Origin of the sequence: Nostoc sp. DedVER02 (assembly GCF_034530675.2) — a bacterium.
Lineage (GTDB): Bacteria > Cyanobacteriota > Cyanobacteriia > Cyanobacteriales > Nostocaceae > Nostoc.
Genome location: NZ_JAVRCP020000002.1, coordinates 121,636 through 136,734, shown reverse-complemented (window position 1 = coordinate 136,734; position 15,099 = coordinate 121,636). Strand labels below are relative to the sequence as shown.

At 41.9% G+C, this 15,099-nt stretch carries 16 protein-coding genes and 1 CRISPR repeat array; of the genes, 9 read left to right on the top strand and 7 right to left on the bottom strand.

Features of this window, described 5'->3' with window-relative positions; genetic code table 11:
• The first annotated feature begins 295 nt into the window (after positions 1 to 295).
• The 4 genes from RMZ41_RS04575 (at position 296) to RMZ41_RS04560 (ending at position 3,883) form a co-directional block, all read left to right on the top strand.
• The gene (locus RMZ41_RS04575; RefSeq protein ID WP_322640711.1) at positions 296 to 997 is read left to right on the top strand and encodes a Crp/Fnr family transcriptional regulator; all 702 of its coding nucleotides are present in this window, start codon (positions 296 to 298) and stop codon (positions 995 to 997) included.
• Between the two features lie 13 nt (positions 998 to 1,010).
• On the top strand, positions 1,011 to 1,748 hold the full coding sequence (locus RMZ41_RS04570) for a DUF2232 domain-containing protein (RefSeq protein WP_322640712.1): 738 nt from the start codon (positions 1,011 to 1,013) through the stop codon (positions 1,746 to 1,748).
• Between the two features lie 40 nt (positions 1,749 to 1,788).
• Positions 1,789 to 2,991 (top strand): nicotinate mononucleotide-dependent phosphoribosyltransferase CobT, encoded by a 1,203-nt coding sequence (gene cobT, locus RMZ41_RS04565; RefSeq protein ID WP_322640713.1) that lies wholly within the window; start codon positions 1,789 to 1,791, stop codon positions 2,989 to 2,991.
• 487 nt (positions 2,992 to 3,478) lie between these two features.
• Positions 3,479 to 3,883, top strand: a complete 405-nt coding sequence (locus RMZ41_RS04560; RefSeq protein ID WP_322640714.1) for a hypothetical protein — start codon at positions 3,479 to 3,481, stop codon at positions 3,881 to 3,883.
• Positions 3,884 to 4,094: 211 nt separating this feature from the next.
• Here the strand turns inward: RMZ41_RS04560 and RMZ41_RS04555 are convergent, their stop codons facing one another.
• A complete protein-coding gene (locus RMZ41_RS04555; protein ID WP_322640715.1) occupies positions 4,095 to 4,286 on the bottom strand; it encodes a hypothetical protein in 192 nt (63 codons plus the stop codon).
• A 214-nt stretch (positions 4,287 to 4,500) separates the two neighbouring features.
• Entirely contained in the window at positions 4,501 to 5,106 is a 606-nt protein-coding gene (locus RMZ41_RS04550; RefSeq protein WP_322640716.1) for a DUF3318 domain-containing protein, read from the bottom strand.
• Positions 5,107 to 5,377: 271 nt separating this feature from the next.
• Between RMZ41_RS04550 and RMZ41_RS04545 the strand changes: the two genes are divergently transcribed.
• The gene (locus tag RMZ41_RS04545) at positions 5,378 to 5,638 is read left to right on the top strand and encodes a hypothetical protein (RefSeq protein ID WP_322640717.1); all 261 of its coding nucleotides are present in this window, start codon (positions 5,378 to 5,380) and stop codon (positions 5,636 to 5,638) included.
• 82 nt (positions 5,639 to 5,720) lie between these two features.
• On the opposite strand, the gene RMZ41_RS04540 is transcribed toward RMZ41_RS04545, so the two are convergent.
• From RMZ41_RS04540 to RMZ41_RS04530, 3 genes are all read right to left on the bottom strand, one after another.
• A complete protein-coding gene (locus tag RMZ41_RS04540) occupies positions 5,721 to 7,382 on the bottom strand; it encodes an iron uptake porin (RefSeq protein ID WP_322640718.1) in 1,662 nt (553 codons plus the stop codon).
• Positions 7,383 to 7,511: 129 nt separating this feature from the next.
• Positions 7,512 to 8,144 (bottom strand): Crp/Fnr family transcriptional regulator, encoded by a 633-nt coding sequence (locus RMZ41_RS04535; RefSeq protein WP_322640719.1) that lies wholly within the window; start codon positions 8,142 to 8,144, stop codon positions 7,512 to 7,514.
• A 533-nt stretch (positions 8,145 to 8,677) separates the two neighbouring features.
• Positions 8,678 to 9,855 (bottom strand): IS630 family transposase gene (locus RMZ41_RS04530; protein WP_409874718.1). Its coding sequence is split into 2 segments (ribosomal slippage): positions 8,678 to 9,414 and positions 9,414 to 9,855, totalling 1,179 coding nucleotides; the frame shifts between segments, so codons are not numbered across the junction.
• A gap of 172 nt (positions 9,856 to 10,027) precedes the next feature.
• On the opposite strand from RMZ41_RS04530, the gene RMZ41_RS04525 reads away from it, so the two are divergent.
• The 3 genes from RMZ41_RS04525 (at position 10,028) to RMZ41_RS04515 (ending at position 11,374) form a co-directional block, all read left to right on the top strand.
• Positions 10,028 to 10,291 carry a type II toxin-antitoxin system ParD family antitoxin gene (locus RMZ41_RS04525; protein ID WP_322640721.1) on the top strand — a complete coding sequence of 88 codons (264 nt, stop codon included), beginning with the start codon at positions 10,028 to 10,030 and terminating at the stop codon, positions 10,289 to 10,291.
• 5 nt (positions 10,292 to 10,296) lie between these two features.
• Complete coding sequence (locus RMZ41_RS04520) at positions 10,297 to 10,632, top strand: type II toxin-antitoxin system RelE/ParE family toxin (protein WP_322640722.1); 336 nt, start codon at positions 10,297 to 10,299, stop codon at positions 10,630 to 10,632.
• 277 nt (positions 10,633 to 10,909) lie between these two features.
• Positions 10,910 to 11,374 (top strand): hypothetical protein, encoded by a 465-nt coding sequence (locus RMZ41_RS04515; protein ID WP_322640723.1) that lies wholly within the window; start codon positions 10,910 to 10,912, stop codon positions 11,372 to 11,374.
• Positions 11,375 to 11,714: 340 nt separating this feature from the next.
• On the opposite strand, the gene mnmA is transcribed toward RMZ41_RS04515, so the two are convergent.
• The gene (gene mnmA, locus RMZ41_RS04510; RefSeq protein ID WP_322640724.1) at positions 11,715 to 12,770 is read right to left on the bottom strand and encodes a tRNA 2-thiouridine(34) synthase MnmA; all 1,056 of its coding nucleotides are present in this window, start codon (positions 12,768 to 12,770) and stop codon (positions 11,715 to 11,717) included.
• A 285-nt stretch (positions 12,771 to 13,055) separates the two neighbouring features.
• Between mnmA and RMZ41_RS04505 the strand changes: the two genes are divergently transcribed.
• Entirely contained in the window at positions 13,056 to 13,949 is an 894-nt protein-coding gene (locus tag RMZ41_RS04505; RefSeq protein WP_322734503.1) for a hypothetical protein, read from the top strand.
• A 119-nt stretch (positions 13,950 to 14,068) separates the two neighbouring features.
• Positions 14,069 to 14,463: direct repeats of the CRISPR family, unit length 35 nt; unit sequence GTTTCCATCCCCGTGAGGGGTAAAGGAATTTAAAC.
• Positions 14,464 to 14,843: 380 nt separating this feature from the next.
• On the opposite strand, the gene RMZ41_RS04500 is transcribed toward RMZ41_RS04505, so the two are convergent.
• Positions 14,844 to 14,987 (bottom strand): hypothetical protein, encoded by a 144-nt coding sequence (locus RMZ41_RS04500; protein WP_322640726.1) that lies wholly within the window; start codon positions 14,985 to 14,987, stop codon positions 14,844 to 14,846.
• Between the last annotated feature and the right edge of the window lie 112 nt (positions 14,988 to 15,099).

Below are 15,099 nucleotides of genomic sequence, written 5' to 3'. Positions count from 1 at the left end.
AATAATTTACTGCCTTTAGTATCATTGATGTTGTTTGCCTATATTTTTAACTAATCAAGTTTGCAGTGCAGCTAGCCCCTAAGCAATACAACCGCCGGCTATAAACTACTTTTTGCAAAACTTTTACCCCGTTTTCACTTATAGGTAAAAATTGTTCAGAAAAACGTTCTTGTCGCTTTCTTATGTAGCATAGTTTAGTTTTCTCTTTGAAAGGGAACTGTGCCTTCATGGTTTAGGCTGAAAAAGGCGCTCTTGTTTATTGTGTGTATATAGCAGCTTGAATAAAAATGTCCTAATGGAAGACCGATATAGCTTGCAAGCACAGGCTAATCCCTGGATGATCGCCTCGGCTCCCTTTTTTCAAGGGTTGCCAGAACCTGCTGTGGAATCAGCCCTCATTCATCTTGTCACCCGCACTCACCCAGCCAATCAGGTGATTTTGCTAGAAAATGACTGGGGTGGTTCTGTGTATTTTATTCTGGACGGATGGGTAAAAATTCGTACCTACAATCTGGAAGGAAAAGAGGTAACACTGAATATTCTTGGAAAAGGGGAATTATTTGGTGAAATGGCGGCGCTAGATGAAGTCCCTCGTTCCACAGATGTGATTACCTTGGCCCCAACGGTAATTGGAAGTATGCCTGCTCAGGATTTCGTCAAGTTACTTCATATAGAACCCTTGGCGGGAGTTCGATTGGCACAACTAATGGCACGACGTTTGCGGCAAGTAAATCGTCGATTGCGGTTACGAGAATCTGATAGCCAGTCACGGGTTGCAGATACATTGCTATTTTTAGCAGAAGGACAGGGAAAAAAAGGGCAAACAGGAACCGAAATCCCCAATCTACCTCATCGGGAATTGAGTAGTTTGAGCGGACTGGCACGGGAAACTGTAACACGAGTGTTGACAAGGCTAGAAAAAAAAGGCTTGATTAAACGGGATCAAGACACTATTTGTATTCCCGACTTGTCAGCCTTGGAAAGAATGATCGTTTAAGAACTTGTCAAATATGAGTATTTTAGATTCTCTGCCAGATGAGCCGGAGGAAGATCCATCGCCCGAATCTCCAACTCCCCACAATCATTGGTTAGACAAAGAACAGCAGTTAATGCCTCCTCAACTCAAGGCTGAAGCGCCCTTAAGGATGGTAGAAACGGCATTTTTAGCCAGTACTGCTAGCTTAATTTGGTTTATTAATTTCTACTTTCCTTTGGGCCCAGTTTTACGGATATTTTTTCCGGTGCCGATCGCTCTAGTTTATCTGCGTTGGGGTAAGCGTGCAGCATGGATGGCAGCACTCACCTCTGGGTTACTGCTGACGGTACTAATGGGGCCAGCCCGCAGTTTGCTGTTTGTCATGCCCTACGGCTTTATGGGCGTGCTTCTGGGAGCGGCATGGTATCGTCGTCGTGTTCCCTGGATTGTTTCTATCACCTTGGGTACACTGTTGGGTACTTTGGGAGTTTTTTTTCGGCTGTGGTTGCTGTCTGTTTTGTCGGGTGAAGACTTATGGATTTATGTGATTACTCAAGTGACTGAGTTCATTGAGTGGATATTTTTGAAGCTAAGTTTGTTGGCGAGTCCTAGTGTGTTTTTGATTCAAGTGGGAGCGATCGCTTTAATTTTACTCAACAATTTTATCTACCTTTTTGTGGTACACCTCGCAGCATGGTTGCTTTTTGAGCGTCTAGGCAACCCCATTCCCCGTCCACCACACTGGGTACAAGTCCTGATGGATTATGAATGATAGTCATTAGTCATTAGTCATTAGTCATTCCCAATTCCCAATGCCCAATGCCCAATTCCCAATTCCCAATTCCCAAATTCGTATTTATACCCAAAAAAAACAGGGTGAAGAATGGCTTCGACGTTATCGTGGTTGTCTACCCCTATTTGCCTGTGTTTTAGGATTTACCGAAACTGGTTTAATTCCAGGGATTTCAGCGGCTGGCCGCACTCCAGAAGATCGGAAATATACCGCCTGTGCTGATGCCGAGTTTTTGTATTACGGCCCAGAACATAAAGCTCAATATCCTCTACCACCATTAGCAGCCGGGGCTTCACCTGTGCTGATTTCTCGCGCTGTATTTGAGTCACTAAATATACCAGTTCATTTGTTTAATGCTGGCTTACCCCAGCCTCCTGCTGTGCCTTTAATTGATTTGGGTGGCGCTCCTGCCAAGTGCTTAAGTGGAGGTGCTGCTATGGAAATTACTGTAGTACACCACTTGTTTGAACAAGGATTACTTTGGGGAGAACGCCTTGCTGCCAATATGCAAGAGGGGTATGTAATTCTCGGTGAGTGCGTCGTCGGAGGTACTACAACTGCTTTAGCAATCTTAACTGGTTTAGGTATAGATGCTGCTGGAAAAGTTAACAGTAGCCATCCTATTTGTAACCACGACCAAAAGTGGGCACTAGTACAAGCTGGACTGGAGAAGATAAAGGGGAGCAGGGAGCAGGGAGCAGGGGGAGAAAATTTTACTTTGTCCTCCTCATCTTCCCCTGTTAACCCCTTGCAACTCGTTGCCGCCGTGGGCGATCCAATGCAGGTGGTGGTAGCTGGGATGGCGATCGCAGCTAGTCGTAGTTGTGGTGTAATGCTGGCTGGTGGAACGCAAATGCTGGCGGTTTATGCTCTGATTAATGCGATCGCTCAAACTTATGCTTTATCATGGCAACCGGAAGCAGTAGTTGTAGGCACAACCCGTTGGGTGGCAGAAGATCCTACTGGCGCGACAGTTGACCTAGCACTCAACTTAGGGAAAGGCAACTTAGCTCAGAGTGGAGGAACCCCTACCCTATTAGCAACGAATTTGAGCTTTGCTGATTCTCGTTATCCCCAATTGAGAGCCTATGAACAGGGCTTTGTGAAAGAAGGTATGGGTGCTGGAGCCGCTTGTATAGCCGCCCATTTGAGCCAAGATTGGCAGCAACACCAGCTTTTAACAGCCATTGAATCTCAACTTGAACGGCTAAGTATAGACTAGACACAATACTTGTCGGGTTTTAGGGAAAAGGGGAAGGTGGGGCCCCCTCTGGGGATAAGGGGCGGGGGAAAAGGGAAAGAAAAAACCTTTAACCTTTACCCTTCAACCTTTTCCCCAAATCCAATTCCAAGTTAAAAATGCTTTACCCGAGCAGTATTGAGAGTAGACACAATACGGCTACTCGTCATAAATAGCTGCTAGTAATGAAAAAATCAAGGTTTCGCACCGACCAGTATTTATTCACATTTAATTGTTTTTGTCAATGTGTAATCTCCAGTATTACCTAAGAAATCAAGAAGACCTTCTCAAGGCTTAATTGATATTCATGCTTTCAGGGGATGGAGTTATGACTTGATAAATGCGATTATGTATGTGTTCTCAAACAATAATATAGTTACTGTTGTTCCGATAAAAAATTCAGATTTTGTCCGATTCCAGTAACTTTTGGTTTTTAGCTAATTGTTTGATGTTTTGAGAAGGTAACACAATGAATAATATCCTAAAACGCACACTCCTACCCAGCCTCATGGCTGCAAGTTTAGCTGGTGTAACCTTGGTTCCCGCTAAACCGGCTGCTGCTGATGACCAAGTACTAAGAGATGCAGGTATTGGGGCTGTTACCAATGTCGTCACCGGAGCCGTTAGAGGAAATGGTAGTGTACTAGGCAACGCTGTTAAAGGTGGTGTCACTGGTGCAGCCGTCAATGGTGCAAATGGTCTGAGGAACACTCGCAATCGTCGTCACCGGAATATTGGTCAAGATGTAGGAGTCGGTGCAGGTGCTAGCGCAGTGACTGGCGTAGTTACTGGCGATAAGAGAGATACTCTTGGGAATGCTGTTGATGGTGCAGCTGTCGGCGCAGCAATCCATCTGCTGACCAATGGTAAATAATTTGTAAATTGATCGGCGAAATTACTTTCCAATAGTTAACAAGTTACAATTGTTAACATTGCGAACTTATCCTTGCCATAATTTCTCTCCTTGTTAGGATGAGCAAATACAACGCCCTTTCCCTACTAGGGAAAGGGCGTTGATGGGTTAGGTTTATATTGAAATATATGCTAACCTTACCCTCAGATGACATTAGAATTAAAACTAAACTCTAACCTTTCAATGCCTTTTTAAAGTTTCGACGATAGGATTGATTTGTAATAAACAAGGCCGGCCATAGCAAAGATAAACCAATGCGATTGGTCAAACTCGGATTGAAATTAGTCCGTCCAAAGCCATTCCAAAACTTCCAAACGCCGCCTCCGTAAGCCACTATCAAGACAAAAATAATAAAGTTACCCATTCCTATCAACTCCGTTAGTAACTGACAGAATTTAAATTAAGTTTTACCACACGAGGTAAGTATTTCAGAAGCAACACTGAGAAGGTATGATAAAACTCCCCAGTTTTTACATCTAAGTCAGTTAAACACACATTCTCTTATTCCAGTGTAGAATAGCCCCAAGCATTGCAGCTACTTGGAGACTCATCTCTTACAATCCGTTAGAAGCTTTGAGCTAAATATCATAACTTTCTGGCATACCCACTGGTGATAAGCCTGCGATCGCTCTTAAGTTTTGGCAACGAATCAACTCAGTAAAATTTAACCCAGAACGCCCTTCAATTTTAGCTACCGCTTCAATTGCAGATAACAGGTGTTGCGCTGCTTCAGTTTCTGAATAACCACGCCGTTGTGCGATGCGAATTGCTGCTGCATCGGCATTTAACTCTGACTCTTGAGATTTATTAGTCCGCCAGATCCGAAAAGCTGCGATCGCACTTAATCCCCCAGCTACAGCTACACCCACTACATCTGATTGTGATGCTTCTAAGAAGCCGCCTAACAGCCCCACTACTACCACACCTTGATAAATGTCGGGTTTAAACCACTTCACCCCCGTCAACCAGCTAACCATCTGCAACAGTAGCAAGTCTCGTTGCGGCTTTGTCAAGCGAGGCCATAAATCGAAATTAATATATATCGGTCGCGCCTGATTCCAGGGTTGGGGAAAGGAGGCGTTAATCACTTTTGCCTGTTCCGGCTTACTAACAATTTTTGTTGTCATTCGACCAGAAGCAGGCATTACATCTAATAAACGGCGAATTTCAAGATTTGGCTCCATAAATATAATTATTAGCCATAATGTGCATAGTAATTATTTTAGTTACCATTCGTGTTAACCTTTGATTTGTGAGATGCTTTTGCAATCTTGATAAATGATTATTCTACTAATGAAAACCTCTTTAAATGGTGATTTGTAAATAATTCAGACAAAGCCATAAGAATATTGATTAAGCAGTTCGATAGTGTGGCGGGATTTTATAGTATCCGTTTGCCTCCAAGTTCAAAACCTCAAAGTTTTGGATAACCATTGATACTACATTTGTAACGACATGGACGCTTTTTCTACCCTCCCGCCTGAATGGACAAATAAGGCAATACATGCCTACGAATTTTGCTGTCCTAACTGCCACTCGACTAGCCGAGAAGCTGAAAAAGTTTGGCTAAATCGGCGATCGCCTGTACTTACAGAAGACCGTCGTCGGAAATGGCAAGAGTTTTATTATTGCCACTGTGGTACTGTGTGGTGGGCTTGGAGTAGCGATCGCCCCCCAAAAGATATATCCAATCAGCCAGATTATAATCCCACATAGTTAATTTTTTTCCTGAACAAAAGCCCACCTTGAGGTGGGCTTTTGTTTATCTAATTTTGAACTTTATTTGTCATCACCAATTTTAGAAGGTGAAGGTAGTACGTAGAGTACCTACGTATTCAGTACTATTAGCATCGTTATGCTCAGGATTGAAGATTACCAGCAAGCCAGGTGTAATCTGAATATTATCGGAAAGCTTGAACTTGTAAAGACCTTCTAAGTGATAAGATGTATCGTCATCTAAGTTAACATTGGCGGCAACATTTTTGATGCTACCACCAGTAACTTTAGGTGGTTGACCAAAGATCACACCTAAAACGTTACCTTCTCCACCAAAGTCTTTCAAAGCAAGCGCTCCAGCCCAGTACCAAATATCAGCGTCTGCGCCAGCATTACCACCACCTTTAGCATCAGCAGTTGTGTAACCTCCCCAACCACTAATAGCCAACTTAGAGCCAAGTTGGAAGGTAGCTTCTATACCGTAGTTGTTAGATTCGGTACGAGTACCAGCACCAAAAGGATTATTGGCAAAAGCACTACCTGTACCCTGGAAGAGGCTGTTGGCAGCATTGCCAGCGAAGTAACTACGGGCGTAAGTCAGACCAATATTGAAGGCTTTGTTGGGTTTGAAAGTTAATTGACCAAAGATGGCATTATCACCATCAAACAGCCCGTTATTAAGGTCTGGATTATTAGCACCAAAGACACCATTAGTACCACTAGAAGGCGCTAAATAAGCACCAGTCAAGCTGATAGCTGCATTAGGATTGAAAGTCACAGTCAAACCAGCACCATTCTGGCCCTGACGGTAGATGGGGCTAAAACGTCCATATCGAGAGAGCGCACCTCTAGCAGAGCTTGCAAAATCAGGGTTGAAGGTGTTTACGTTTTCGTATAATTCACCGCCACTAGCATCAATTTTGACACGCACTGCGTCAGTGAAGTTGAAAGCATAGTTGATTTTATCGATTACAACAGAGTTGTTGTTATTTCCATCAAAAGCCAAGCGGGTCATGTTGGTACCGCTCACAGCAGCGTTAGAGATGGTGTTGTTAGCATTCAGACGGATTTGCAACTGGTCTGTACCAGTAAAACTGCTAAACAAGTTCAAACGAACGCGGTCTGAAAAAGTGGTATTGCTGTCTAAGTCGGCGTTATCGGCGGTAGAAGGAGTAGTATCAGCCCTATTGTCACCAAAAACATCAGACACAGCGAAAATTGCTTCCCCAACTAGCTTGGTAGTAGTGGAGAACTGATTAGCTTCTAGTTCAGAAGTGCGGGCTTCTAATCCATCTACACGACCGCGCAGAGTTGCCAGTTCAGCAGAATATTCTTCTTGTAAGCGCTGTAAAGTAGCTAAATCTTGTTTGCTAACCAAATCGGCAGTAGCTGTAGCAATTAGTTCGTTAACCCGATCTAAACAGGCATTCAAACCTGCGGCAAATTCATAACGGGTCAAAGCACGGTTCCCACGATAGGTACTGTTGGGATAACCTGCAATACAGCCGTAGCGCTCAACTAGAGATTGTAAAGCTTGGAATGCCCAATCTGTGGGTTGCACATCCGAAAATTGCGAAACTGATGTTACCTGACTCATACTGTTAGAGTCTTGAGCTTCTGATAACTGGGCAACATTTGTTATCTGTTCATTTACTTCAGCAGCTAAGGCACTATTTGCAGCTAAAAAGGTCGCAGTTAAAACAACCGGACTAATCTTAATAAGATTCCAGAATCGTTTTGTCATGTTTTTACTCTCACTCACACCTACATAATCCAGTAATAATAAAATGCTTATAGCACTTTATTTTCGGGGATTTTACACACAATCACAGCGATGATTATACCTTATATCCTGTGATTATTACAAGCAAGTTCAGTTAGATATTGCTGAACCATAATGTTGTATTAATTGATTTGGTAAACGCAAAATAATGCGGCGTTTGTGACGTAACACTGTTCCTTCTTCTTCCAACTGCTGTAGGAGCCGAGTAACTGTTACTCGTGTGGTATTTAAGACTTCAGCAATATCTTGATGGGTAACATTTAAATCAATTAGCTTGCCCTTATCTACATCACGTCCAAATTTTTCGCTTAACCATACTAAAAACTGCCATAAGCGGAGCGAAATTGGTTTTTGATGCACAATACTTAGTAGATCCTCTGCTTGTTGAATATGAGACAACAAAGCATTAATATCTTGATGCCACAAATGAGGTGGTACAATGCTCACTTCTACACCTGTGAGACATTCAATTTGGTAGGGCTTGACTTTAGACAAAGGATAACCAATCAGATCCCCTAGTCCCCAATAACCAAGAGTGATGAATGTTCCATCTTCACCCCACGTTAAAGTACGAACTGCACCGTGTTCAATACGCCAGAGTACATCATTGTAATGTGGAATTACTTCCCGACGAGAAAATATCTGCTGGGGTAATTCCCTACTGAGAGCAGAGGTATTTAACACGGCAGAAGAGTTTGAAGTAGGACTTGTGGAATACATCATTAATCGTAACTACATAATTATCAGGGAATCTCGCTATTTACAATGATTAAGAAACTCTAATAATTTGTATCAAAAATTACCTGTATGTTTGAAGGTATATTCTTCTCAATCAGAGCTAGCGACTAGCTCAAAAATGGCTGATTGTAACAACGTTTTGATTTTAGGTGTTTATCAATGACAATGAGATAAAGTAATAAACTTTTGAGTTGTTTATCTATTACTTTAATTGCGTAAGTTTAAGAAAAGGTAAGCTTTTAGTAAAATATTCAATTAGCTTTTTTAATTCTTGAATATTTTATTAAGACTAAATATGTAAGTAGGTAGGCGTAATTAAATATAAGATAAAACCTCACTCTCAATCCTTCTCCTTAATAAGAAGAGGGAAGCCGGAGCTAGGGTGAGGTTTTATACAGTAATCCGGTTTGATTTGGAGAAAATATCCGGAGGATGTGAGCGCGGAGAGTACGGCATCAAACCCTTGATAATAGTGCGTTACGAACTCCGTTCTAACACACTCTACTGGACTGACACAGCTAAAATGTTGCATTAGAACTAACAGATTCCTCCTCCTCAAAAACTGGATAAAGATGTTGCAGTTTTACCCTGGCATCCTCAGTAGAAAATCGCCATATAACTTTAGAAGCACTATGATTGCGTTCCTGTTGCCAGTTTAAGAGTTCAAGTTTGAGTTGTTCAGAGGTAGGAATCCTTCTGGCTAAACATTGCTTTGATAAAATACTCAGTTCAATTTCAGCTACGTTTAACCAACTGCCATTTCGGGGAGTATGATAAATTTCTAGCCGTCTGGCTAATCGATGGGCTTCTGGGGCGGGAAATGCTTCATAAAGTGAGGCGATGTTGTGAGTGTTGAGATTATCACAGACTAATTTTACTTTTCGCGCTTGAGGATAATCTACATCCAAAAGTTGACGGACTTCTTCTGCCCAATCAACACGAGTGCGATGGTCTCGGTTGCTAACTCTGCGCCATCCCCGTAAGGAGTCAAAAAACATAAACAAAGCTTGCACTCCTTCACGGGTATAGTGATAATCCTCCTTTTTGTCTTGATTGGGTTCCATTTCTAGGGGTTCGTAGACATGCCCAGTGAGCTGGACAGAGGCTTCATCCATATTAATTAAGGGTTCATCTTCACTATGTACCTGGCTATAAAGGTCTAAAACAACTTCCATTTGGGACACAAATCTCGCTAAATCCCGTTCTGGAATACAGAATCTTTGCGTTTTCCAAGGGCGTAATTGGTTTTTTTTAAAGTGCGTCGTACGCTTTCACGAGAGATTTCTGTGACAATTGTCCGTTTTTTGAGTTCTGAAGTTAACAGTCTAATTGTCCAGTCTGCTCTCCCAGATGGTGGGTCAGAACAACAAAGGGCAATGATATGTGCTTCGGTTGCTCCATCTACTTTTGGCGCGGTGGGAGGAGTCTTTCTTTGCGATCGCTCCAGGGCAGGTTTTTCCCCTTTGAGCAGAAATCTTTGGCGAATTCTTCCAACTGTGTTCCTATGTACCTGTAAAGCTTGTGCTATTTCTTCGTCCGTCCATTTTCTTGTTCCTTGTTCTCCTTCATCGCACATAAGCAGAATTCTGGCGTGTAGGATTTTTTTGGCGGGTGAATAGCCATTTCGGCTGATTTGTTCCAGTTTTTCTCTCTGTTCTACCGTCAAATGGACTTTATCTCGGCGACCTCTTCCCACTTTCGAGTCCTCACCTTGGCATATCTATTGCACTATTTTAGCTGTGTCAGTCCAGTACGTAGATTTAGTTCGCCGCAGGTATCGCTTTTGGTCATTGAGCTTATGATGGCAATAAATGGCATAAATTGCCATAAAATAATATTATGAAGGAAAAATTAGGGAAGTAGTGCCAGTGAAAAGTATAAATATATCTCTCCCTGACGCGATGCGGACTTATATAGAAGAGAAAGTGGCGACTGGTGGTTACAGCAGCGTCAGCGAATATTTTCGTGAGTTAGTGCGCCAAGATCAAAAGCGTCAAGCGGCTGAAAGTTTGGAAACGATGCTTTTAGAAGGTTTAAATTCTGGAAATGCAACCGAGATGACTCCTAATGATTGGGAAGATATTCGCCAAGCTGTGCGCGAAAGAATCGCCAAGCATAAAAAGTCAAACTAAGATTAATGAGCGACGTAAGCAAACGGCCGCAAGTCATCCGCGACTTGATAGAATTAGCGACTTATATTGCAGAAGATAACTTGGAAGCTTCAGATAGGTTTCTTGCAGCAGCAGAAACAACTTTCAAACAATTGGGTAAAATGCCAGGAATGGGAAAATTTTGTCAATTCTCTCATCCTAATTTAGCTAGTGTTCGACAGCAAGCAATAAAAGGATTTAAAAATTATCTTGTTTTTTATCTTCCTTCGGATTCCGGTGTAGAGATTCTTAGAGTCATTTATGGTGGACGAGATATTGAAACAATCTTGGATGAAAATTTAGGAGAGAATGACTTGGAATAATAATTACGAGTATTTTACTATGTCAGTCTTAGGATAAGCGATCGCAGTTCCAGAACTATGGATTTACGATAGTAAAAAGCTGAGGATTTATTTACTCAGGGATGGAAATTACATCGAATCTGATCGCAGTCCTAACTTTCCAAATATCCCTTTAACTCAAATTATTGCCGCTACAGTTCAACGAGCTTGGCAAATAGGAATAGTACAGGCTTTGGAGGAGTTTGAAGAGGCAATTAACAAAAGTATTTCTTGATTAATTTCTAATATTGCATCAAGTATGTTTGACCCAATAGAGTACGCTGATGAACGAATGGACTCAAAACAGGAAAATGAGTTACTGAAGTGGCTTCGTCAACTTGATGACGAGCAGAAATTTAGCTTTGTTTGGCGCGTGCTAAGTGCAAATGCTTGGAAAGGATGCGAATTAGCCAAGCGATCGCAACTCAAGCCCATTTTTTTAGAAGTGATTCTCGAAAAAGGACTTGTTTACGGTGATGCAAGTTCAGTAGAGTGGTGGATTAAAGCAGTTTTACCCGGTTTAGGTCAGAGACGAGTACTTGAGATTATCAAAGCTCATATAGACATTGCTCCATTGTCTGTATATAAAACGCTGTATTGGCTACCTTGGTTATACGATAACCAATCAAAACAAATTAAAAACGAGATCCTGATGCTTCAAATAGAATTCAGTAAAAAATATCCAAACTATCGACCCCTTAGAAGTATAGGTACTCATGCTTAAGAGTTGATTGTACAATTACTGGCTGCGTGCGATCGCTTGCTAAAATTCGTTGCTAGCTGCAATTTAATACTGATATGTCAATAAATGGCAAAAATTGCCATGATATGCTTTAGTAACAATTACAAAAGTAATACTAGTGAAAAGCATCAATATAATATTTATACCTGACGCTATGTGATCTTATATAAAGAAAAAGGTTTGCAAATGCAGGCAGAAGTTCGCGGATTATAAACAGAAAATCATCGCATTTTGGATATCTTGCAAAATCCCAATACCAAAGATGATTCTTCGACATAATTAAAGAGACATTGCATTGCAACGTCTCTATATCAGCGATTAATTAACTAAATTGTTCAATAATTCCGCCACCTAACACTTTTTCCCCGTCGTACCATACCGCTGCTTGTCCGGGGGTGATGCTGAATTGGGGTTCATCAAACACTAAACGCACACGGGAGTTTTCTAACGGAATCACCGTCACTGGTGTAGCGGTTGAACGATAGCGAATTTGCACTTCGGCATGAATGGGGGTAGATGGTTCAGCAATAGAAACCCAGTTTACCCGTCCGACAGTGCATTCTGGTTGAGTTACCTTAGTGCGATCGCCTACTACTACTTTATTATTTGCCGCATCTAATTCAATCACATACAACGGTTCGGCAGCAGCAATCCCCAAGCCTTTGCGCTGACCAATAGTGTAGTGATGGACACCATCATGCTGTCCCAATACTTTGCCTGTGGTATCTACAATATCGCCTGTTTTGGGAGCTAAATATTTATCCAAAAATGCCCGCATGGAACCGTTGCTTTCCACTAAGCATAAGTCTTGACTTTCTGGTTTGTCAGCAGTTTTCAGTCCGTATTCAGCCGCAATCCGGCGCGTATCAGTTTTTTCTAGTTCGCCCAAAGGAAATATAGTTGCTGCAAGTAAATCTTGAGACAAATCATAGAGAAAGTATGACTGGTCTTTGTTGCGGTCAACAGCCCTTAATAATTGGTAACGTCCAGTTGCTTCGTCATAGCTAATTCGGGCATAATGACCAGTGGCAATGCGATCGCATCCCAATTCTTCACGAGCATACTGCACCATTGGCCCAAACTTCACAGTTTTATTGCACTGTGAGCAAGGCAAAGGTGTGATTCCAGCACTGTATCCAGTTACTAGATAATCGATAATATGGGTTTGAAAGACATCCCGAATATCTACAATTTGATGGGGAACGCCCAATTGTTCACACAGATCAGCCGCGTCGATCATACCTTCAGAGCAACATTGACCTTTGCCTTTCATTAGCCAAAGAGTCAAACCAATCACTTCATAGCCCTGATGGTGCAGGATAGCTGCGGCGGTGGAACTGTCAACGCCACCAGAAAGACCAACGACGACTTTTTTCATACAAAACACGACACGATAGCTGCGTGGTTGTCCAATTGTAGCACACACTCTTGAAAGCCTTGCTACCAAAGCACTTCGGTTTTTAAGCCGTGGGTTTCCCCTGTTTACTGTTCTCTCTGAACAGATGAACTTTTTGCCCCGCAGATGAGCTAATTTTACGTTAACGATATATAGTTGCTACAACGGTAAACTAATTAGTTACTGATGGAAATTACCTAAAAATACTTTGACTACTTTCTAAGTACTATGTTGAGAGGAATATCAAGTAAATTTACCCCATTTGAGATGCTGCGCCGAAGTTCTAAAGGTTGGAAGCCCACTATCAGATTTCTCCCCCTGCTAGTAGGAGGATGGTTAGCACTGATTCCCGACTCTAGCCCAGCACAAATACAAATCCCCAACAACCCCCTATTGGCTCAAACAGGTGAAATTTTACCGTCACCGCCAATAATTCCCTTTGGTCAACAGCCATCACCGCAATTACAACCAGTACAGGAAAGTCAGTTTGAGCAGGATTTTCAGCCTTCTCAACCATTACAAAATAATCAGTTTGAGCAGGATTTTCAGCCCTCCCAACCATTACAAAACAATCAGTTTGAGCAGAATTTTCAGCCCTCTCAACCTTCACAGTTTAGTCAATATAACCAGAACTTTGAGCGGTACTTAGTTTACGTAGATGCTAGTGATTTCCAGACACTACAAGCAATCCGTCAGATTGAACCCAGTGCTTACATTCGCCAGTATCAGGGAAGGAATGTAATCCAGTCAGGTGTTTTTAACAGAGTATCTAACGCCCAACAACGGGTAAATGAGTTACAGTCACGGGGCATATATAACGCCCGGATTCTCAGCTTTGCTAACGGACAGGAAATAGAGGCAGGAAATAGAGGCTTTGTAGGCGATCGCAATAACATAAATCCTCCCAAGCAAGTCTCTAGATATTATGTCGCTATTCCCACCACTCAAGGGCAATTATCTGCCATCGGTTCACAAGTTAGGCAGAATCTAGCCCGATTTAGTCAGGATTTAGGACGATCTGGCGGAGTTCTCGAAAGGACGCAACCACGAGGGCCACATGTAGCAGTAGGGCCTTTCGCTAATCGATTCCAAGCTGAGGAATGGAATAAGTATCTGCGAAATATAGGCTACCGGAATGCTAGGGTTTACTACGGTAAATGAAGAAGTCAATCAATTTTAGATTTTGAAAAAAAAGTCTAAAATCTAAAATTGATCGTACGTCCGTTTGCTGCATTTGAGTTGATCGCTATTGGCAAATGCGATCGCAACCTATTTTCAACTTTTTCATCCCCGTAAGGGGTAAAGGAATTTAAACCAAATCAAAACGTCAGGGGGTATCAAGGTCAATCGAGTTTCCATCCCCGTGAGGGGTAAAGAAATTTAAACCTGATCTTGCGTACAATTTTGATGTGCTTCATGAAAAGTTTCCATCCCCGTGAGGGGTAAAGGAATTTAAACGAAATAGTATTTTAACAGAAAAATCAGACGATTTTGTTTCCATCCCCGTGAGGGGTAAAGGAATTTAAACTCTTGTCTCAAAGGGGTTACGCACTTTTGATAAGTTCTGGTTTCCATCCCCGTGAGGGGTAAAGGAATTTAAACAAGCTACTTTAACTTTGGGTGATGAAGCACAAATTGAAGTTTCCATCCCCGTGAGGGGTAAAGGAATTTAAACCCTACTCTTTCAGAAGCCTTATGACGATTGAGCTTGAGAGGGGTCAATCTGAGGGGGTCATTTTTTCATAGGAATAATTGATAAATCTTCTCAATAAGCTCAATCCTGACGCACCTCAAATGCTTACTCAGTAAGCTATCTGAGGGGGTCAACGAAAGAATAAGGGTTTCAGCCGTTGTTTGACCCCCTCAGATGTTTATCAATCAATGAAAAATTTATAACTTTATCAAATAATTGAGAGTAGTCAGAAACGCTTACTTTTGATTTTAGTTTATTAATTTTTCATGGTTCAGGAAAATTTATGATTACTTTATAGAAACTTACTAAAAAAGTCAAGGTAAAGCATAAAAAGTTTACTGTTTGTAGGCTTTTCCCTGATTTTAGATGGTTGGGTTATTTCCGCCGTGCTGTGCTGGGGAAATCATGGGGCGATCGCACCTGGAGAGGTCTGTTGTCTCCATAATATAGATACAGGGCGTGTGATAATTAGGTTCCCGATTTGCTCCCAGGATGGGAAGTACCAATTGCAGATTTGTGGCCTCTAGAGTTTGACTAGAAGACTGGTAAATTTTTAATCGAGTTCACCCTAAGTTTATGCGATCGCTCTGAGTCCAGCTTGCAGAAAAATGGTAACTG

Coding starts and splice junctions, on each gene's coding strand:
- RMZ41_RS04570 (WP_322640712.1), top strand. CDS start 1,011: ATGAGTATTTTAGATTCTCTGCCAGATGAGCCGGAGGAAGATCCATCG.
- RMZ41_RS04505 (WP_322734503.1), top strand. CDS start 13,056: ATGCTGCGCCGAAGTTCTAAAGGTTGGAAGCCCACTATCAGATTTCTC.
- RMZ41_RS04575 (WP_322640711.1), top strand. CDS start 296: ATGGAAGACCGATATAGCTTGCAAGCACAGGCTAATCCCTGGATGATC.
- RMZ41_RS04540 (WP_322640718.1), bottom strand. CDS start 7,382: ATGACAAAACGATTCTGGAATCTTATTAAGATTAGTCCGGTTGTTTTA.
- RMZ41_RS04535 (WP_322640719.1), bottom strand. CDS start 8,144: ATGATGTATTCCACAAGTCCTACTTCAAACTCTTCTGCCGTGTTAAAT.
- cobT (WP_322640713.1), top strand. CDS start 1,789: ATGCCCAATGCCCAATTCCCAATTCCCAATTCCCAAATTCGTATTTAT.
- RMZ41_RS04550 (WP_322640716.1), bottom strand. CDS start 5,106: ATGGAGCCAAATCTTGAAATTCGCCGTTTATTAGATGTAATGCCTGCT.
- RMZ41_RS04560 (WP_322640714.1), top strand. CDS start 3,479: ATGAATAATATCCTAAAACGCACACTCCTACCCAGCCTCATGGCTGCA.
- mnmA (WP_322640724.1), bottom strand. CDS start 12,770: ATGAAAAAAGTCGTCGTTGGTCTTTCTGGTGGCGTTGACAGTTCCACC.
- RMZ41_RS04520 (WP_322640722.1), top strand. CDS start 10,297: ATGAGCGACGTAAGCAAACGGCCGCAAGTCATCCGCGACTTGATAGAA.
- RMZ41_RS04515 (WP_322640723.1), top strand. CDS start 10,910: ATGTTTGACCCAATAGAGTACGCTGATGAACGAATGGACTCAAAACAG.
- RMZ41_RS04555 (WP_322640715.1), bottom strand. CDS start 4,286: ATGGGTAACTTTATTATTTTTGTCTTGATAGTGGCTTACGGAGGCGGC.
- RMZ41_RS04545 (WP_322640717.1), top strand. CDS start 5,378: ATGGACGCTTTTTCTACCCTCCCGCCTGAATGGACAAATAAGGCAATA.